The sequence below is a fragment of the Pseudomonas nitroreducens NBRC 12694 genome (assembly GCF_002091755.1).
GTDB classification, from domain to species: domain Bacteria; phylum Pseudomonadota; class Gammaproteobacteria; order Pseudomonadales; family Pseudomonadaceae; genus Pseudomonas; species Pseudomonas nitroreducens.
The window spans coordinates 73,350-89,757 of the sequence record NZ_BDAI01000007.1 but is presented as its reverse complement, the minus strand read 5'-3'; the positions used below and the strand labels follow the sequence as shown (position 1 = coordinate 89,757).

The window sequence follows — 16,408 nt, the reverse complement described above, 5'->3', positions numbered from 1 at the left end:
AGTCTTGTTGGCACGGCGTACCGCGGCGGTTCTGCGGGTGACGGTCTCGGACATGGTCTCCTCCGGTGAGACATTGAGTGGTCAGGGGACTTCCCACTCTCTGCCCCAGCGGGGCGAGCCTTCTTGACCGGCATCAATCTCATCGAGCGAGCTCGCCTCAATCCACCCAGCAACCGGCTACAGCCAGCCTTTGTACTTGAACCAGTAGTAGGGAATGATCGCCGAGATCACCATCGCCACCAGCGCCATGGGGTAGCCGGCCAGCCACGCAAGCTCGGGCATGTGCGCGAAGTTCATGCCGTACACCGTACCCACCAGGGTCGGCGGCAGGAACAGTACCGCGGCGATGGAGAACACCTTGATGATGCTGTTCTGCTCGATGTTGATCAGGCCCAGGGTGGCATCGAGCAGGAAGGTGATTTCCCCGGCCATCTTCGTCTGGTACTCGCTGAGCGAGCGGACGTCGCGCTCCACCGACTTCATGCCCAGCTTCACTTCGTCGCTGATCCAGCCGTTGCTGCCCTGGCGGAAATAGCTCAGCGGCCGGCTGATGCTCAGCAGGCTCTCGTTGAGCTTGGACAGCAGCGAGTTCTTGCGCCCGAGTTGCTTGACCACTTCCTGCAGGTCGGCCTTCTCGTTGGCCGGGCCCTCGCGGAAGATGCTGGTGCCCAGGCTGTCGAGCTGCTTCTGGACGTTCTCCAGCACGTCGGCGATGCGGTCCACCACGCTGTCCATCAGGGTCACGAACAACTGGTCGCTGCGCCCCTCGCAGCCGCCGCGCTGGGTGCGCGACTCGAAGGTACGGAAGGCCAGCAGGTCGGTGTAGCGCACCGTCACCAGCCAGTGCGGCGTCAGTACGCAGGTGACCTCCGAGGTGCTCGGCTTGTGCTCGCGGATGCCACCGACCACGGTGGTGGTCATGTACAGCGCGCCCTTGCTCTCGTAGAAGCGCGAGGAGTCCTCGATCTCGGCCATCTCCTCCTGGGTCGGCACATCCACCTCGATGATCGACTCCAGCAGTTTTTCCTCTTCCGCCGTGGGCCGGAACAGGTCGATCCAGAGCGTGTCCTTGGGCATGCCATGGCACTCGCTGCCGTTGTGGCGAACCAGGCGGTCGCCGACGAGGGTGTAATAGGTGATCATGTCGCCCCACAATCCTTTTACGCACCTGAAGTTGTCCCGCAGGTTGGCCAACTTCAGGCGGCTTCACAAGTCCAGCGGAGAGCAATGTGATGACTGACCAGGACGATGCCGAAGAGTCCTTCGCCGAAGACACCCTGATCCAGGCGATCGAGAACCAGATTGAAAGCGAGAGCCCGGCAGCCGCCCGCGCGGTGTTCAACAAGCTGACGCTGGTCGGCTACGAGCGCGAGGATGCACTGCACCTGATGGCCCTCGTGCTCGCCCACGAGATCGAGTCGATGCTGGCCGAAGACCGCCCGTTCAACGGCGAATGGTACGAACAGGCCTTGCGCGCACTGCCGACCCTGCCCGACGGCACTGTTGCCGAATGAGGCAGCGGCATAAGACCGCTTGCCGAACCGGTCGGACTTGAGACTACACTGGAGCCTCATTGACCATCGGGAGTTAGAAGAATGGCTTTCACCAAAGAAATGGTTGAGGAACTTGATCTGCTGGCGCTCTACGACCTGGAGAACAGCCAGGCCGGGTTGAAAGTGCATCACGACGCTTCCGCCGAGGCCGTGGCGGCCGCCGGCCGACTCCATGCCAAAGGCCTGATCGACCAGCAGGACGGAGGCTATCTGACCAGCCTGGGCCTCGACGCCGCCGAACACGCTCAGGTCCTGCTCGGCATCCTGCGCGGCTGACCTCAAGTTCCCCTGCGAGCGGGCGATAAACTGGCACACTTCCGAGCGCCGCATTCCCTGATGCGGCGCCGCTGGCCAGGCAGCAGTACGCCATGACGCTCACTCCCGAAATTCGCCCGGACATCGACGACGGCATCGACCGAAAGGTGCTGACGCAGCTGCGTCAGCGCTTCCTGAAGGTCAACTCCGCGCGCTTGCAACGGGCCAGTGAAGCGCTTTCCACGCGGCAGCAGCTTGTTCTCAAGCTGCTGCCGCTGCTGCTGGACGTGAACCACCCGCTGCTGCCCGGCTACGTATCGGCCAGCACCCCCGCAGGGCTGTCGAACTTCGTCCCGGAGGACGACGTCCTCGCCGAAGCCCAGCGCCTGACCCGCTCCTTCAGCTACAAGCCCCGTCGCGGCAACCCGCCACTGCCGATCCACGGGCTGTTCCTGATGGGCAGCCTGGGCACCGTCGCCCAGGCCGAACAGAGCGACCTGGACCTGTGGGTCTGCCACGCCCCCGACCTCTCCGAGCGGGAGCTGGCGGAACTGCGCCGCAAATGCGAGCTGCTCGAACAATGGGCCGCGACCCTGGGCGCCGAGGTGCACTGCTTCCTCGTCGACCCGCAGCACTACACCCAGGGCGCCCGCGAGGCGCGGCTGACCTCCGACGACTGCGGCACCAGCCAGCACTACCTGCTGCTCGACGAGTTCTACCGCACCGCCATCTGGCTTGGCGGCCGCACGCCGCTGTGGTGGCTGGTACCGGTCTATGAGGAGAATCGCTACGCAGAGTACTGCCAGACACTGCTGAGCAAACGCTTCATCCGCGCCGAGGACGTCCTCGATCTCGGGCACCTGGCGCGCATCCCGCCCGGCGAGTTCATCGGCGCCGGCATGTGGCAGTTGTTCAAGGGCATCGAGTCGCCCTACAAATCGGTGCTCAAGCTGCTGCTCACCGAGGTCTACGCCAGCGAACACCCGCAGGTTTCCTGCCTGAGCCTGCGCTACAAGCAGGCGATCTACGCCGGCCGCCTGGACGTGGAGGATCTCGACCCCTACGTGATGCTCTACCGGCGCCTGGAGGAATACCTCAAGGCGCGCGGGGAAACCGAGCGCCTGGAACTGATCCGCCGCTGCCTCTACCTGAAGGTCGGCAAGAAGCTCGGCCGGCCGCCGCGCCAGGGCCACAAGAGCTGGCAGCGCAAGGTGATGGAGCGCGTCTCGGCGGAGTGGAAGTGGGACAACCGCGCCTTCGCCCAACTGGACAGCCGCAGCCAGTGGAAAGTGCGCCAGGTGCTGCTGGAACGCCGCGCGCTGGTCAACGAGCTGACCCATAGCTACCGCTTCCTTTCTCAGTTCGCCCGCCTGCAGCAGGCCGCCAGCGGCATCAACCCGCGGGACATGGGCATCCTCGGACGACGCCTGTACGCCGCCTTCGAGCGCAAGGCCGGCAAGGTCGAATTCATCAACCCGGGTATCGCCCCGGACATGGCCGAAGACATCCTCACCCTCGCCCAGCTGCCGGGTGGCGACGCCGGCAAACCTCCGTTCTGGGCGCTGTATGGCGGCAACCTGTCGCTGCAGGAGATGGCCGACTTCGCCCCGCTACGTCGCGCCCGTGACCTCATGGACCTGCTCGCCTGGAGCCACCGCAACGGCGTGGTCGATGCGACAACGCGGCTGTCCCTGCAGCCGGGCGCCAGCGACCTGAGCGAGTTCGAACTGCAGAACCTGCTGGGCAGCCTGCAGCAGGCCGTCCCGCTGCCGCTCGACGAGGTGCCGGAAAGCGCCCTGCTGCGCAGTGCGGTGCCGTCGCAGGTGTTGCTGCTGGTGAACGTCGGCATCGACCCGCTGCGCCAGCACAGCCAGATGAACGTGCACATGACCACCGAGCGCACCGACTCGCTCGGCTACTCCGGGGTGCGCGACAACCTGGTGCTGACCCTCGACCAAATCACCCTCAACAGCTGGAACGAACTGCTGGTCAGCCGCTACTCGGGACCCCACGCGCTGCTCGACTGCCTGCGCGAGTTCCTCAACACGCTGCCCACCGACGCCCCGCCGCCGCGTCTGCTGGTGCGCTGCTTCTGCCGCAACCGCGCCGCGGCCATCGCCCAGCGTGTGGAAGACCTGTTCCGCGATGCCCATGCGCAGCTCGCCAGCGGCAAGGGCGGGCGCTACCTGCTGCAGGTGCGCCAGCATTTCCACCTGCTGCACCTGGTGCCCGGCAGCGTCAGCCACCGGGTGATCGAAGGGCTGCCGGCGCTCGTCGAGCACCTGGGCGACACCCAGGACGACAGCGGCTTCCTGCAGCTGGACCGGCACGCGCTGGAAGGCGACGACCTCGCCATGATCCTGCCGCTGGGCCGGGCCAATACCGTGCAGGTGTTCTACCGCCTGGACGAAGGCAGCGCGGAAATCACCATCCTCGATGAGCGCAACGCCCTCTGGCGGCGGCGCCAGGAGTACGACACCGAGGAAGGCCTGCTGCTGCCGCTGCAGCGCTTCCTGCAGTCGGTGCAGTACCGCCGCAACGCCGTGATCTCGCTACTGGAAAGCCAGGGACCGGTGGGTGCGGACATCCTCTTCTACGAAGTGGTGACCAACGGTCACCAGCGCGCGCAACGCATCGAGCGGCGCAATACGCCGCAGCCGCTGGAAGCGCTGCCGTTCTACAACGTGCAGGCGATCGTCGAACCCGGAGAAGGCCAGCGCGCGCGCACCACGCTGTTCTGCAACCACCGCGAGTTCTCGGAACTGGAGTTCGGTAACGAGCTGTTCCAGGCCGTGGCCAGGCACATCCTGGACCGGCGCCGGGGACAGGAGCGCTACCCCTGCTACATCACCGACCTGGACCTCTCGGCCATGCGCGAGGGCGGCGAGCTGCAGACGGTGCACTTCCTGCGCTACAAGCAGAGCCTGGAACAGGCGCTGAACCGGGCGCTGGCCGAGGCCTGAAGGCCGGACCGGACGCCCGGGGAGGGAAAGTCCCGGAAGGGAACTCAGCGATCGAAGTCGCCGGCCGCTTCGGGCTGGTATTCGACTTCCAGCAGGGTCAGCTTCAGCGTCTTGCCGCTGGGCGCCGGCCAGTCGATGCTCTGGCCGGTGGTCAGGCCGAGCAGCGCGGTGCCGACCGGCGCCAGGATCGACACCTTGCCTTCCCCGCCGACATTGGCCGGGTAGACCAGCGTCAGGTGGTACTCCTTGCCACTGCTTTCCTCGCGGCAGCGCACGGTGGAGTTCATCGTGACCACGCCCGGCGGTATCTCGTCGTGGCCGACGACCGTGGCACGGGCCAGCTCGGCCTCCAACGCCTCGGCAGAGGGGCCGTACTCATCCAGGCTGTCGAGCATGCGCTCCAGACGTTGCAGGTCGAGTCGGGTGACGGTGATGGGAGTCGTGGTCATGATGGTTGGCAGTCTCCTTACAGGAGAGCCCCGGACGCTCGCGCGCTCGGGGCCCTGGGTGTTCTGGCAGTAAAGACGTTCGGGAAACGAACGCGCAATGAATTCCGAAAAAAGAAAAACCCCGCCCAAGGCGGGGTTTTCCCGGACACTAACACAGCACAGAAAATAAGCAACACCGACCAGTCACCACTTCGGCGAGTGGTTGTTTCGGCGCTTTTCGCAGTCCGCCAGAATCGCCCGGCGACGCTCGCCGTCCGCCTCGTTCCACTCCAGTATCTCGCCCAGGGTGCGGCCGCAGCCGACGCAGACATCCGCGTCGTCCAGGCAGCAGCGCCGGCAGCAGGGCGAAGCGACGCTCGCCTGCCCCTCAGATGCCGGGGAAGTCGACATCCTCGCCAGCCTGTTCCAGCGTGGCGCGATTGAGCAGCGCGCCCAGCGGTTCGCGGGTGCTGTCGCAAATCCACAGCGAGCCGGATTCGTCGTAGTCGAAGTGGAAGCCGCCGGAGCGCGCCGCCACCCACAGCTGGCGCAGCGCCGGCTGGCGGCTGAGGATCAGCTGGGTGCCGTTCTCGAAGCGCACGGTCAGCACGCCGCTGGAGTTCTCCAGGTCCAGGTCCAGATCGCTGTCGTCGAAGGCGTCCTCCACCGTTACCTGTACGGCGTCCACCAGGTCATGGAAGCGGGCTTCGCTCAAAGTACTCATGCATCGTCCTCGGGATCAGTCAAAGGCACCAGTTTACGCCGGTATTCGCCCAGACTCTGCCCCGTCCAGCGCCGGAATGCGCGGGCGAGCGAACTGGCTTCGCTGAAGCCCAGCAGATAGGCGATATCGGCGGTATCCAATGCCGGGTCGCGCAAATAGTGGAGCACCAGCTGCTGGCGGGTTTCGTCCACCAGTTGGCTGAACGACAGGCCGGTATCGCGCAGGCGGCGTTGCAGGGTGCGGGGGCTCAGGGCGAGCGTCAGCGACAGGTGCTCCAGGTCGGCGCCCTGCTCCGGCAACTGGCGCGCCAGCTCCCGGCGCGCACGGTCGAGCACGCTGTCGCCCTTGTTGATCTCCACCAGCAGGCGTTCGGCGTAGGCATCCAGGGTGCGCTGCACCTGGGCGTCAGCCTGGCCGAGCGGCAGCGCCAGCAGGCGTTTGGGAAAGACCAGGGCATTGTCCGGCTGATCGAAGAGTACCGGGCAGCGGAAGATACGGGCGTGCTCGCTGACGTCCGCCGGGGCGCTGTGCCTGAAGCGGACTTCGAACGGCGCCTCGTCCACGCCACTGACCCAATGGCCGAAGCTGACCCAGCCGGCCAGCGTCTCCTCGCTCATCTGCCGCTGCTGTTGCGGCAGCAGCGCCTCCCAGCAGTGCTTGACCAACGGCTCGCAACCGTCGCGCGGCGGCTCGTCGGCCAGCTCGACGCGGCCCAGGTTGCCCACCAGCGCGGCATAGCGCGCCTGGCGATGCAGGGCGTCGGAAAGGGTCGCGCAGCTCATGATCAGGTAGCCGAGTACGCCGTAGTAGCCGGGGCGCACCGCCTCGCCCAGATGCAGGCCGAGGTTGTCGTCGCCACTCAGGCGCACGCCGGCGCCAACCAGTTCGAGGTAAGCACTGGCGGCGATACGCTGGTCACGCTGGGCGAGGATCGAGGGCTCCAGATGCACCGTCTCCAGCAACTGCGTCGGCTCCACGCCGTGGCGCTGCAGATGCCCCACAAGGCCCTGCAGGTAGGCCACCGACACCGAACTGGGCAGGGGATCGCGATAGTCCATCGAGCTTTCCATTTTTTGCCCACCATCATAGGGCCAGCGGCCCGCCGGGCGCGAGCCGAAAGCCCCGCCAGGCGGGAGCCGGCTCGCATAGGCAAGCCGGCGGGGGGCCGGTATACTCCGGCCCAATCGACGCTTTATTTAAAGGATTCCGCCATGAAGCGACTGCTGCTTCCCTTCGTCGCGATCGCCCTGCTGACCGCCGCCATTGCTGGCTGCGGGCAGAAAGGCCCGCTGTACCTGCCGGACGACGAAAAGGCCAAGAACGAACACAGCAAGGACCGCTACGGTCTCTGAGGGCGTTCCCATGGACGCCTTCGACGTCCGCGGCGGGCGACTGCTCGCGGCAGACGTGCCAGCGTCGGCGATTGCCGAGCGCTTTGGCACGCCGCCGGGCGAAACCGGCGACTTCCCCGCCCGGCTTCGCGCCCCCGCCCGGAAAGAAGGTGACCTGCTGGCCGTTCATCCGGCCGGCGCCTATGGTTTCGTCATGATTTCCAACGACAACACCCGGGGCCGCGCCGCCGAGGTGCTGGCGGATAGCTCGGCCGCGCACGGGGTGCGTTGCCGCAAGAGACAAGAGCTGTTCGCCGGCGAAAGCCTGCTGCCGGACTGAGGCCGAGACGACGATGCTTCTGCGCTTTACCAAGATGCACGGGCTGGGCAATGACTTCATGGTCCTGGACCTGGTCAGCCAGCACGCCCATGTGCAGCCACGCCACGTCAAACAGTGGGGCGACCGCAATTTCGGAGTCGGTTTCGATCAACTGCTGATCGTCGAGCCGCCGAGCACACCGGACGCGGACTTCCGCTACCGCATCTTCAACTGCGACGGTACCGAGGTCGAACAGTGCGGCAACGGCGCGCGCTGCTTCGCGCGCTTCGTGGTCGACAAGCGCCTGACCGCGAAGAAGACCATCCGCGTGGAAACCAAGGGCGGCATGATCGAGCTGACCATCGCCAACGATGGCCAGGTCACCGTCGACATGGGCCCGCCGCGCCTGGTGCCCGAGCAGGTGCCGTTCAAGGCCGAGAGCGAGGCGCTGAGCTATCCCCTGGAAGTGGACGGGCAGCGCTACGAGCTGGCCGCCATCTCCATGGGCAACCCGCACGGCGTGCTGCGCGTGGATGACGTCGACAGCGCACCGGTACGCACCCTGGGCCCGAAACTCGAAGTCCACGAAAGCTTCCCGCAGAAGGCCAACATCGGCTTCCTGCAGATCGTCAATCCGCACCAGGCACGCTTGCGCGTCTGGGAACGCGGCGCCGGCGAGACACTGGCCTGCGGCACCGGCGCCTGCGCCGCCGCCGTCGCCGGCATTCGCCAGGGCTGGCTGCAATCGCCGGTACAGATCGACCTTCCCGGCGGACGGTTGTCCATCGAGTGGGCAGGACCGGGTCAGCCCGTTATGATGACCGGGCCCGCCGTGCGGGTGTTCGAAGGCCAGGTACGTCTATAAGCCTGTTCAAGGTCTTGCCGAGCGCAGCTCAGACAAGGCGGAAACAGGCGAGAAAGCGCAGTTTACGAAGAGTAGATGAGCATTTTGAGCCTGTTTCCAACGCCGTATGAGCAAAGCGCAGGCAGACATTGGACAGGCGCTGAACCGGGACGCTTATGACCGATATCCCCCAGGACCCCACCGTTACGCTCGAAGCCGAACAGGTCGCCGACTATCTTCGCCGGCACCCTGAATTCTTCGTCGACCATGACGAGCTGATCCCGGAGATGCGCATTCCGCACCAGCCGGGCGATGCCGTGTCGCTGGTGGAACGCCAGGTGCGCCTGCTGCGTGAGCGCAACATCGAGATGCGCCATCGGCTGTCGCAACTGATGGACGTAGCCCGCGACAACGATCGCCTGTTCGACAAGACCCGCCGCCTGGTGCTCGATCTGCTCGACGCCACCAGCCTCGAGGAAATCGTCAGCACGGTGGAAGACAGCCTGCGCCACGAATTCCTCGTGCCCTACGTCAGCCTGATCCTGTTCAGCGACAACAATCTGCCGGTGGGCCGCTCGGTGAGCAGCGCCGAAGCGCACCAGGCCATCGGTGGCCTGCTGTCCGGCGGCAAGACCGTCTGCGGCGTGCTGCGCCCCCACGAGCTGGCCTTCCTGTTCTGCGAAAGCGAACGCGAGCAGGTCGGGTCCGCCGCCGTCGTGCCGCTGACCTTCCAGGGTCTGCACGGCGTGCTGGCGATCGGCAGCCCCGATCCGCAGCACTATAAGAGCTCGCTGGGCACCCTGTTCCTCGGCTACGTTGCCGAAGTCCTCGCGCGCACCCTGCCGCGCTTCTCCACGCCACTGCGCTCGGTACGCTGACCTTCGCAACGCGGTAAGCTGCCAGCCTGGCTGTATCACTGGGAGCTTTCCGCGTGTCGCTCGAAGCCGATCTGGAATCCTATCTGGAACACCTGCGCAGCGAGCGCCAGGTGTCCGTGCACACGCTCGACGGCTACCGCCGCGACCTGGCGCGGCTCGCCGCGCTGTGCGAGAAATCCTCGATCAACGAATGGTCGGCGCTGCAGGTGCGCGACCTGCGCCTGTTCGTCGCCCGCCTGCACCAGCAGGGCCTTGCCAGCCGCAGCCTGGCGCGCCTGCTGTCGGCCACGCGCGGGCTGTACCAGTACCTGATCCGCGAAGGCCGCTGCCGGCACGATCCCGCCGACGGCCTCGCCGCTCCGAAGGGCGCCCGTAAGCTGCCGCGCACGCTGGATACCGACCGCACTGCGCAACTGCTCGACGGCGGCGTCGAGGACGACTTCATCGCCCGTCGCGACCAGGCGTTGCTGGAGCTGTTCTATTCCTCCGGCCTGCGCCTCTCCGAGCTGGTCGGCCTCGACCTGGAATGGCTGGACCTGAAAGACGGCCTGGTACGCGTCCACGGCAAGGGTAACAAGGTTCGCGAACTCCCGGTCGGCCGCGCCGCGCGGCAGGCCATCGAAGCCTGGCTGCCACTACGGGCCAGCGTGTCGCCGCAGGACAACGCCGTCTTCATCGGCCGCAGCGGCAAGCGCCTGACGCCGCGCGCCATCCAGCTGCGGGTGCGCGAGGCCGGCGTGCGCGAGCTGGGCCAGCACCTGCACCCGCACATGCTGCGGCATTCGTTCGCCAGTCATATGCTCGAATCCTCCCAGGACCTGCGCGCGGTACAGGAGCTGCTCGGCCACGCCGACATCGCCACCACGCAGATCTATACCCACCTGGACTTCCAACACCTCGCCACGGTCTACGACCAGGCGCACCCGCGGGCACGCCGTAAACCCGGAGCAGAAGAATGAGTATCCGTCTGGTCACCTTCGATCTCGACGACACGCTGTGGGACGTCGCCCCGGTGATGAACAGCGCCGAAGCCACCCTGCGTGACTGGCTCGCGGTGCACGCTGCACAGCTCGGCCCGGTGCCCATCGAGCACCTGTGGGCAATCCGTTCGCGGCTGATGGAGCAGGACCCGATGCTCAAGCACCGCCTGAGTGAGCTGCGCCGGCGCATCCTGTTCCACGCGCTGCTCGACGCGGGTTATCCACAGCCCGAGGCGACGGAGCTGGCCGAGGCCGGCTTCCAGACCTTCCTCCAGGCGCGACACCAGGTGGCACTGTTCCCCGAGGTGCATCCGACCCTGGAGCAACTGGCCAACCGCTTCATCCTCGGCGTGCTCACCAACGGCAACGCCGACGTGCGCCGGCTGGGCCTGGCGGACTACTTCCAGTTCGCCCTGTGCGCGGAAGAACTGGGCGTCGGCAAGCCCGATCCGCATCCCTTCCAGGAAGCGCTCAAGCGCGGCGGCGTCGCCGCCGAACACGCCGTGCACATCGGCGACCACCCCAGCGATGACATCGCCGGCGCGCGCCGCGCGGGCATGAAGGCGATCTGGTTCAACCCCGCACGCAAGCAATGGGACGGCGAAGAAGCGCCCAGCGCGATCATCCACAACCTGGCAGAGCTGCCGGGCGTCCTGGCGAAGCTCTGATACTCCTGCTCGCTCCTACAGCACGGCACGCCGCAATAATCGGACATGAAAAAGCCCCGCCGCTCCAGACGGAGCGACGGGGCTTTTCGTATTGCGTCAGATATCAGATAGGGCGGCTGCCGTATTTGCTATCCGGCTTCTTGGGCGGGTCGGCCACGACGTTGGGTTCGATCTCCTGCACCTTGCCACCACGATTGAGGAACTCCTCCATAGCGCGGGCCAGTGCGTCACGATCCTTCTGCTTGGCTTCGACCGAGGGCAGTTCCTCTTCTTCTGCGGCGGCCTTGGCTTTCTTGCCACCGCCCTTGGAAGAAGGGGCTTCATCCCCATCGCCGCTGTCTGCTTCGGCGTCGCCGTCGTCGGCTGCGGCGAGCTCTTCGCCATCATCCTCGTCAGCGCCGTCCAGCTCGTCCTGTTCCAGTTCTTCGTCGCTCATCGTTCAACCTCTGTGGTGCTGCAAAGCACGTTAGTTATAGCCCAGCTGCGCGCTTTGACGAACGCCGCCGGAAAAAATTCATACAAGCTCGCCCTGCCAGGTCGCCACTATCCTGCGCGGGCCGCCGTGGTCACGGTGCTCGCCCAGATAGATACCCTGCCAGGTGCCCATTGCCAAGCCTCCCTGCTGTATCGGCAGCGTCAGCTGACAGCCCAGCAGGCTCGACTTGAAATGCGCCGGAAGGTCATCCGGCCCCTCGTAGTCATGCTCGTAGCCGCCTTCACCCTGGGGCACCAGGCGATTGAAGAACCGCTCGAAATCGCGACGCACCGAGGGATCGGCATTCTCGTTGACCGTCAACGAGGCGGAGGTGTGCTGCAACAGCAGGTGCAGCAGGCCTACCCGGCACTTCGACAGCTCCGGCAACGCGGCCAGGATCTCGTCGGTGACCAGGTGGAAACCTCGCGGGCGAGGGCGCAGGGTGATGGACTTCTGCTGCCACATGGCGGGCACTTCTCCGTCGCTAACGGTGATGCGCGCGCATTCTAGCGTGCTGATCGAAAAAGCAAAGGGCGCCCGAGGGCGCCCTTCGTCGAACTTGCGCGAACCCTTACAGGTTGTAGCCGCGTTCGTTGTGCAGGGAGAGGTCCAGACCCACGGTTTCCTCTTCCTCGGTGACGCGCAGGCCCATGACCAGGTCCAGGACCTTGAGGATCACGAAGCTGACGATACCGGTGTAGACGATGGTGAAGGCCACGCCCTTGAACTGGGTGAACAGCTGCGCGCCGATGTCGGTCACGGTGCCGAAGCCGCCCAGGGCCGGCGCTGCGAACACGCCGGTGAGCAGGGCGCCGACGATACCGCCGACCGCATGCACGCCGAAGGCGTCCAGGGAGTCGTCATAGCCGACGGCGCGCTTGAGGCTGGTAGCGGCGAAGAAGCAGATCACGCCGGCCGCCAGGCCGATCACGATGGCGCCCATCGGGCCGCAGGTACCGGCGGCCGGGGTGATGGCCACCAGGCCGGCAACCACACCCGAAGCGATGCCCAGGGCGCTCGGCTTACCGTGGGTGATCCACTCGGCGAACATCCAGCCCAGGGCGGCGGCGGCGGTGGCGATCTGGGTGACCAGCATGGCCATGCCGGCAGTGCCGTTGGCAGCAGCGGCGGAACCGGCGTTGAAGCCGAACCAGCCCACCCACAGCAGCGCGGCGCCGATCAGGGTGTAGCCCAGGTTGTGCGGTGCCATGGCAGCGGTCGGGTAGCCCTTGCGCTTGCCCAATACGATGCACGCCACCAGGCCGGCGATACCGGCGTTGATGTGCACCACGGTGCCACCGGCGAAGTCCAGCACGCCCCAGTCCCACAGCAGGCCGCCGTCACCACTCCAGACCATGTGGGCGATCGGTGCGTAGACCAGGGTGAACCACAGCGCGGTGAAGATCAGCATGGCCGAGAACTTCATGCGCTCGGCGAAGGCGCCGACGATCAGGGCCGGAGTGATGATCGCGAAGGTCATCTGGAACATCACGAAGATGCTTTCCGGGAACAGCGCCGCGGCAGAGGTCAGGCCGGTGCTGGTCAGGCCACTGAGGAAGGCCTTGTCCAGGCCGCCGACGAAGGAGGCGAAGTTGACCACGCCCTTCTCCATACCGACGGTATCGAAGGCCAGGCTGTAGCCGTAGACGACCCAGAGGATGCTGATCAGCGCGGTGATCGCGAAGCACTGCATCATGATCGACAGGACGTTCTTGGCGCGCACCATGCCGCCGTAGAACAGGGCCAGGCCGGGGATGGTCATCAGCAGCACCAGGGCACTGGAAATCAGCATCCAGGCGGTGTCACCGCTGTTCAGGACGGGGGCCGCAGCCTCGTCGGCCAAGGCCAGACCGGGCATTGCGAGGGGCAATAGGGCGCCTAGCCCTGCGTATTTGCGCAGAGTCATTGTTGTTTCTCCTGGGGCGTGGGGTTCGGTGTGGGCTTGGCTTAGATCGCGTCGGTGCCGGTTTCGCCGGTACGGATACGAATGGCCTGTTCCAGATTTACGACAAAGATCTTGCCGTCACCGATCTTCCCGGTGTTGGCGGCCTTGGTGATGGCTTCGATAACACGATCCAGCTGGTCATCGGCAATGGCGACATCGATCTTCACCTTCGGCAGGAAATCGACAACGTATTCCGCGCCACGGTACAGCTCGGTGTGGCCCTTCTGCCGGCCGAAGCCTTTGACTTCGGTCACAGTGATGCCCTGCACGCCGATCTCGGACAGCGACTCACGAACGTCGTCCAGCTTGAACGGCTTGATGATGGCTGTGACTAGCTTCATGTAACTCTCTCCCGTGTTTTGGTGGACCCGCCCCAGGAAGAACGAACCCGGAGACAAGTCTAAGCGCAGTGTCTGGCTTTTGTAATGCGCCGGCCGCCCTACCTCAGCACTCCGACTGCGTTGATCGAAGCGATCCCCTGCCTCGCCTGCCGCACCGGAACTGCATCGGTGCACGCCATGTATGCCCCAAAGCATGAAGCTTGCCAGTTCGTGGAAATGCCCGCGCCATCAGGCACTTGGCTTAAAAAAGGAGTTTCTGGCGATTCGCCAGCGCCGCCCGGGCGCACCGAAAGCGCGCACGGCGGGCGGGCACACTGCTCAAAAAGCGTGCAACCCCGCACGCCGCAGCCGGCGGCGGCTGCGTGATAGACTGCGCTCTGATTCAATCCGGAACCCATGAACCATGCTGCCGCCCAAAGCCTTCCTCGATGCCATCAGCCAACAAGCCGGACGTCTGTTCGGTGGCGAATCGCCCCTGCCGAAGGCCGAGCTGGAAGCCCAGTTCAAGGTTCTGATGCAGAGCGCCTTCAGCAAGCTCGACCTGGTCAGCCGCGACGAATTCGACAGCCAGATGGTCGTCCTCGCCCGTACCCGCGCGCGCCTCGAGGCGCTGGAAGCCAAGGTCGCGGAAATGGAAGCCAAGCTCTCGCCGCCCGCCGCCGAACCCGCCGAGTAATCCCCTCCTGGCGGGCGGCATGCGATCCAGGAGTGATCCATGTCCCTCGCCATCGTCCATAGCCGCGCCCAGGTCGGCGTGGAAGCGCCCGGCGTCATCGTCGAGGCACACCTGGCCAACGGCCTGCCTTCCCTGACCCTGGTCGGCCTGCCCGAAGGCGCCGTGAAAGAGAGCAAGGACCGCGTGCGCAGCGCCCTGCTCAACGCCGGCTTCGATTTCCCCAACCGACGCATCACCCTGAACCTCGCCCCGGCCGACCTGCCGAAGGATGGCGGGCGCTTCGACCTGGCCATTGCCCTGGGCATCCTCGCCGCCAGCGGCCAATTGGCCGACGCTGCCGGGCTGGATGAACTGGAATGCCTGGGCGAACTGGCGCTGTCCGGCACTTTGCGCCCGGTCCCCGGAGTACTACCCGCCGCCCTGGCTGCCCGCGCCGCCGGCCGCGCCCTGGTGGTGCCGAAGGAGAACGCCGAAGAGGCCAGCCTCGCCAGCGGCCTGACCGTCTATGCCGTCGGCCACCTGCTGGAACTGGCCGCGCACTTCAGCGGCCAGGAGCGACTGCGTCCTTATGAGGCGAACGGCCTGATGCGGGTGACGCCGCCCTATCCGGACCTGTCGGAAGTCCAGGGCCAGGCCGCCGCCAAGCGCGCGCTATTGGTCGCCGCTGCCGGGGCGCACAACCTGCTGTTCAGCGGTCCGCCCGGCACCGGCAAGACCCTGCTCGCCAGCCGCCTGCCCGGTCTGATGCCGCCGCTGAACGAAGACGAGGCATTGCAGGTTGCGGCGATCCATTCCGTGGCAGGTCGCGGGCCGCTGACTCACTGGCCACAGCGCCCCTTCAGACAACCGCACCACACCGCCTCCGCGCCGGCGCTGGTCGGCGGGGGAAGCCGCCCGCAGCCGGGCGAGATCACACTGGCGCACGAGGGTGTGTTGTTCCTGGATGAATTGCCGGAGTTCGATCGCAAGGTCCTGGAGGTTCTCCGCGAACCGCTGGAAGGGGGCGAAATTGTCATCGCCCGCGCCAGCGGCCGTGTGCGCTTCCCGGCACGCTTCCAGTTGGTGGCAGCGATGAACCCCTGCCCCTGCGGCTATCTCGGCGACCCCAGCGGCCGTTGCCGCTGTTCGCCGGAACAGATCCAGCGCTACCGCGCCAAGCTCTCCGGGCCGCTGCTGGACCGCATCGACCTGCACCTCACCGTCAACCGTGAAAGCACCACCCTTGCCCCCAGCGGGCCCAGCACCAGCAGCGCGGAACTGGCCACTCAGGTCGCCGCTGCCCGCCAGCGCCAACTCGCCCGCCAGGGCTGCGCGAACGCGTTTCTTACGCTGAAGAAAATGCACCAATATTGTGCATTAAGCCCGGAAGACCAGGCCTGGCTGGAAAAGGCCGGCGAACGCCTGAACCTGTCACTGCGCGCCCTGCACCGGATTCTCAAGGTCGCCCGCACCCTTGCCGACCTGCAGCAGGAAGACCGCATCGCGCGCCCGCACCTGGCCGAAGCGCTGCAATACCGTGCGGGGCACTAGCGCGGCAGGCCCTCGGCGATGACGAGGAGATTCAGCTCGACCGTCGCATTCTTCGGCAACTGATAGACGCCGACCGACGTGCGCGTGTGCACACCGGCCACGCCCAGCACCTCATACAGGACTGCCGAGGCGCCGTCGGCCACCTCGCTGTGCTGGGTAAAGTGCTCCGCCGACTGCACGAACACATTGAGCTGCAGCACCTTGCGCACCCGCTCGAGATCCCCCAGCGCCTGTCGCAGCAGCGCCAGCGCCCGCATCACACAGACTTTGGCGGCCCGTTGGGCGTCGGCCAGCGACACCTCACTGCCCGCCCGACCGGTGACGACGATTTCATCGCCTACTCGCGGAATCTGCCCGCTCAGGTGCACCTGGTTTCCCTCGATGAGGAAAGGCACGTAGTTGCCACCGATCTTCATTTCACCGCTGAAGTCGTAGCCGAGCTCGGCGGCAATCCGTTCAAACGCAGCAGCGCGCGTCTCGCTCATAAGTGCTCCCTGA

20 protein-coding genes and 1 pseudogene are annotated in these 16,408 nt (G+C 66.0%); 11 read left to right on the top strand and 10 right to left on the bottom strand.

Going from position 1 to position 16,408, the window contains the following annotated elements; all coding sequences use genetic code 11:
• Nucleotides 1-177 precede the first annotated feature (177 nt).
• Nucleotides 178-1,143, bottom strand: coding sequence for a magnesium transporter CorA family protein (locus PNI01S_RS18930; RefSeq protein ID WP_024762106.1), 966 nt, complete (start codon nucleotides 1,141-1,143; stop codon nucleotides 178-180).
• An 89-nt stretch (nucleotides 1,144-1,232) separates the two neighbouring features.
• Here PNI01S_RS18930 and PNI01S_RS18925 point away from each other — a divergent pair, with 89 nt between their 5' ends.
• From PNI01S_RS18925 to PNI01S_RS18915, 3 genes are all read left to right on the top strand, one after another.
• Entirely contained in the window at nucleotides 1,233-1,514 is a 282-nt protein-coding gene (locus PNI01S_RS18925) for a hypothetical protein (protein ID WP_024762105.1), read from the top strand.
• An 81-nt stretch (nucleotides 1,515-1,595) separates the two neighbouring features.
• Nucleotides 1,596-1,829 carry a TIGR02647 family protein gene (locus tag PNI01S_RS18920; RefSeq protein WP_017520761.1) on the top strand — a complete coding sequence of 78 codons (234 nt, stop codon included), beginning with the start codon at nucleotides 1,596-1,598 and terminating at the stop codon, nucleotides 1,827-1,829.
• 92 nt (nucleotides 1,830-1,921) lie between these two features.
• The gene (locus PNI01S_RS18915) at nucleotides 1,922-4,771 is read left to right on the top strand and encodes a class I adenylate cyclase (protein ID WP_065085334.1); all 2,850 of its coding nucleotides are present in this window, start codon (nucleotides 1,922-1,924) and stop codon (nucleotides 4,769-4,771) included.
• A 44-nt stretch (nucleotides 4,772-4,815) separates the two neighbouring features.
• Here PNI01S_RS18915 and rnk read toward each other — a convergent pair whose 3' ends face one another.
• The 4 genes from rnk to PNI01S_RS18895 form a co-directional block, all read right to left on the bottom strand.
• The gene (gene rnk / locus PNI01S_RS18910; RefSeq protein ID WP_084358798.1) at nucleotides 4,816-5,220 is read right to left on the bottom strand and encodes a nucleoside diphosphate kinase regulator; all 405 of its coding nucleotides are present in this window, start codon (nucleotides 5,218-5,220) and stop codon (nucleotides 4,816-4,818) included.
• Between the two features lie 183 nt (nucleotides 5,221-5,403).
• Nucleotides 5,404-5,610 (bottom strand): DUF1289 domain-containing protein, encoded by a 207-nt coding sequence (locus tag PNI01S_RS18905; RefSeq protein ID WP_081753917.1) that lies wholly within the window; start codon nucleotides 5,608-5,610, stop codon nucleotides 5,404-5,406.
• Nucleotides 5,588-5,923, bottom strand: coding sequence for an iron donor protein CyaY (gene cyaY, locus PNI01S_RS18900; RefSeq protein ID WP_024762102.1), 336 nt, complete (start codon nucleotides 5,921-5,923; stop codon nucleotides 5,588-5,590). The genes PNI01S_RS18905 and cyaY overlap by 23 nt, the downstream gene beginning before the upstream one ends.
• Entirely contained in the window at nucleotides 5,920-6,981 is a 1,062-nt protein-coding gene (locus PNI01S_RS18895; protein ID WP_084358797.1) for an AraC family transcriptional regulator, read from the bottom strand. The genes cyaY and PNI01S_RS18895 overlap by 4 nt, the downstream gene beginning before the upstream one ends.
• 153 nt (nucleotides 6,982-7,134) lie before the next feature.
• Here PNI01S_RS18895 and lptM point away from each other — a divergent pair, with 153 nt between their 5' ends.
• The 6 genes and pseudogenes from lptM to PNI01S_RS18865 all read left to right on the top strand — a co-directional run bounded on the left by lptM (nucleotide 7,135) and on the right by PNI01S_RS18865 (nucleotide 10,943).
• A complete protein-coding gene (lptM, locus tag PNI01S_RS18890; protein WP_017520757.1) occupies nucleotides 7,135-7,275 on the top strand; it encodes an LPS translocon maturation chaperone LptM in 141 nt (46 codons plus the stop codon).
• 91 nt (nucleotides 7,276-7,366) lie between these two features.
• Nucleotides 7,367-7,594 (top strand): annotated as a pseudogene (locus PNI01S_RS18885) (diaminopimelate decarboxylase); the annotation flags it as partial.
• Between the two features lie 13 nt (nucleotides 7,595-7,607).
• A complete protein-coding gene (dapF, locus tag PNI01S_RS18880; protein ID WP_024762099.1) occupies nucleotides 7,608-8,438 on the top strand; it encodes a diaminopimelate epimerase in 831 nt (276 codons plus the stop codon).
• A gap of 155 nt (nucleotides 8,439-8,593) precedes the next feature.
• Entirely contained in the window at nucleotides 8,594-9,295 is a 702-nt protein-coding gene (locus PNI01S_RS18875) for a DUF484 family protein (RefSeq protein WP_024762098.1), read from the top strand.
• A gap of 53 nt (nucleotides 9,296-9,348) precedes the next feature.
• Complete coding sequence (gene xerC / locus PNI01S_RS18870) at nucleotides 9,349-10,254, top strand: tyrosine recombinase XerC (RefSeq protein WP_024762097.1); 906 nt, start codon at nucleotides 9,349-9,351, stop codon at nucleotides 10,252-10,254.
• A complete protein-coding gene (locus PNI01S_RS18865) occupies nucleotides 10,251-10,943 on the top strand; it encodes an HAD family hydrolase (protein ID WP_024762096.1) in 693 nt (230 codons plus the stop codon). Before xerC ends, PNI01S_RS18865 begins: the two co-directional genes overlap by 4 nt.
• 103 nt (nucleotides 10,944-11,046) lie before the next feature.
• Here the strand turns inward: PNI01S_RS18865 and sutA are convergent, their stop codons facing one another.
• From sutA to glnK, 4 genes are all read right to left on the bottom strand, one after another.
• On the bottom strand, nucleotides 11,047-11,379 hold the full coding sequence (gene sutA, locus PNI01S_RS18860; RefSeq protein WP_024762095.1) for a transcriptional regulator SutA: 333 nt from the start codon (nucleotides 11,377-11,379) through the stop codon (nucleotides 11,047-11,049).
• A 78-nt stretch (nucleotides 11,380-11,457) separates the two neighbouring features.
• Entirely contained in the window at nucleotides 11,458-11,883 is a 426-nt protein-coding gene (locus tag PNI01S_RS18855; protein WP_024762094.1) for a secondary thiamine-phosphate synthase enzyme YjbQ, read from the bottom strand.
• Nucleotides 11,884-11,989: 106 nt separating this feature from the next.
• Entirely contained in the window at nucleotides 11,990-13,324 is a 1,335-nt protein-coding gene (locus PNI01S_RS18850; protein ID WP_037011554.1) for an ammonium transporter, read from the bottom strand.
• Nucleotides 13,325-13,365: 41 nt separating this feature from the next.
• The gene (gene glnK, locus PNI01S_RS18845; RefSeq protein WP_003457590.1) at nucleotides 13,366-13,704 is read right to left on the bottom strand and encodes a P-II family nitrogen regulator; all 339 of its coding nucleotides are present in this window, start codon (nucleotides 13,702-13,704) and stop codon (nucleotides 13,366-13,368) included.
• A gap of 403 nt (nucleotides 13,705-14,107) precedes the next feature.
• Between glnK and PNI01S_RS18840 the strand changes: the two genes are divergently transcribed.
• A complete protein-coding gene (locus PNI01S_RS18840; RefSeq protein ID WP_024762093.1) occupies nucleotides 14,108-14,380 on the top strand; it encodes an accessory factor UbiK family protein in 273 nt (90 codons plus the stop codon).
• 39 nt (nucleotides 14,381-14,419) lie between these two features.
• The gene (locus PNI01S_RS18835) at nucleotides 14,420-15,910 is read left to right on the top strand and encodes a YifB family Mg chelatase-like AAA ATPase (RefSeq protein ID WP_024762092.1); all 1,491 of its coding nucleotides are present in this window, start codon (nucleotides 14,420-14,422) and stop codon (nucleotides 15,908-15,910) included.
• Here PNI01S_RS18835 and PNI01S_RS18830 read toward each other — a convergent pair.
• Nucleotides 15,907-16,395 (bottom strand): RidA family protein, encoded by a 489-nt coding sequence (locus tag PNI01S_RS18830; RefSeq protein WP_024762091.1) that lies wholly within the window; start codon nucleotides 16,393-16,395, stop codon nucleotides 15,907-15,909. The two genes, PNI01S_RS18835 and PNI01S_RS18830, sit on opposite strands and share 4 nt — an antisense overlap.
• Nucleotides 16,396-16,408: the final 13 nt, after the last annotated feature.

What these genes read in the sequence shown, in the direction of transcription:
- PNI01S_RS18920 (WP_017520761.1), top strand. Translation starts at nt 1,596, where the DNA reads ATGGCTTTCACCAAAGAAATGGTTGAGGAACTTGATCTGCTGGCGCTC.
- PNI01S_RS18930 (WP_024762106.1), bottom strand. Translation starts at nt 1,143, where the DNA reads ATGATCACCTATTACACCCTCGTCGGCGACCGCCTGGTTCGCCACAAC.
- PNI01S_RS18895 (WP_084358797.1), bottom strand. Translation starts at nt 6,981, where the DNA reads ATGGACTATCGCGATCCCCTGCCCAGTTCGGTGTCGGTGGCCTACCTG.
- sutA (WP_024762095.1), bottom strand. Translation starts at nt 11,379, where the DNA reads ATGAGCGACGAAGAACTGGAACAGGACGAGCTGGACGGCGCTGACGAG.
- PNI01S_RS18850 (WP_037011554.1), bottom strand. Translation starts at nt 13,324, where the DNA reads ATGACTCTGCGCAAATACGCAGGGCTAGGCGCCCTATTGCCCCTCGCA.
- lptM (WP_017520757.1), top strand. Translation starts at nt 7,135, where the DNA reads ATGAAGCGACTGCTGCTTCCCTTCGTCGCGATCGCCCTGCTGACCGCC.
- PNI01S_RS18865 (WP_024762096.1), top strand. Translation starts at nt 10,251, where the DNA reads ATGAGTATCCGTCTGGTCACCTTCGATCTCGACGACACGCTGTGGGAC.
- PNI01S_RS18875 (WP_024762098.1), top strand. Translation starts at nt 8,594, where the DNA reads ATGACCGATATCCCCCAGGACCCCACCGTTACGCTCGAAGCCGAACAG.
- PNI01S_RS18855 (WP_024762094.1), bottom strand. Translation starts at nt 11,883, where the DNA reads ATGTGGCAGCAGAAGTCCATCACCCTGCGCCCTCGCCCGCGAGGTTTC.
- dapF (WP_024762099.1), top strand. Translation starts at nt 7,608, where the DNA reads ATGCTTCTGCGCTTTACCAAGATGCACGGGCTGGGCAATGACTTCATG.
- cyaY (WP_024762102.1), bottom strand. Translation starts at nt 5,923, where the DNA reads ATGAGTACTTTGAGCGAAGCCCGCTTCCATGACCTGGTGGACGCCGTA.
- PNI01S_RS18830 (WP_024762091.1), bottom strand. Translation starts at nt 16,395, where the DNA reads ATGAGCGAGACGCGCGCTGCTGCGTTTGAACGGATTGCCGCCGAGCTC.
- PNI01S_RS18840 (WP_024762093.1), top strand. Translation starts at nt 14,108, where the DNA reads ATGCTGCCGCCCAAAGCCTTCCTCGATGCCATCAGCCAACAAGCCGGA.
- PNI01S_RS18835 (WP_024762092.1), top strand. Translation starts at nt 14,420, where the DNA reads ATGTCCCTCGCCATCGTCCATAGCCGCGCCCAGGTCGGCGTGGAAGCG.
- rnk (WP_084358798.1), bottom strand. Translation starts at nt 5,220, where the DNA reads ATGACCACGACTCCCATCACCGTCACCCGACTCGACCTGCAACGTCTG.
- PNI01S_RS18925 (WP_024762105.1), top strand. Translation starts at nt 1,233, where the DNA reads ATGACTGACCAGGACGATGCCGAAGAGTCCTTCGCCGAAGACACCCTG.
- PNI01S_RS18915 (WP_065085334.1), top strand. Translation starts at nt 1,922, where the DNA reads ATGACGCTCACTCCCGAAATTCGCCCGGACATCGACGACGGCATCGAC.
- PNI01S_RS18905 (WP_081753917.1), bottom strand. Translation starts at nt 5,610, where the DNA reads ATGTCGACTTCCCCGGCATCTGAGGGGCAGGCGAGCGTCGCTTCGCCC.
- glnK (WP_003457590.1), bottom strand. Translation starts at nt 13,704, where the DNA reads ATGAAGCTAGTCACAGCCATCATCAAGCCGTTCAAGCTGGACGACGTT.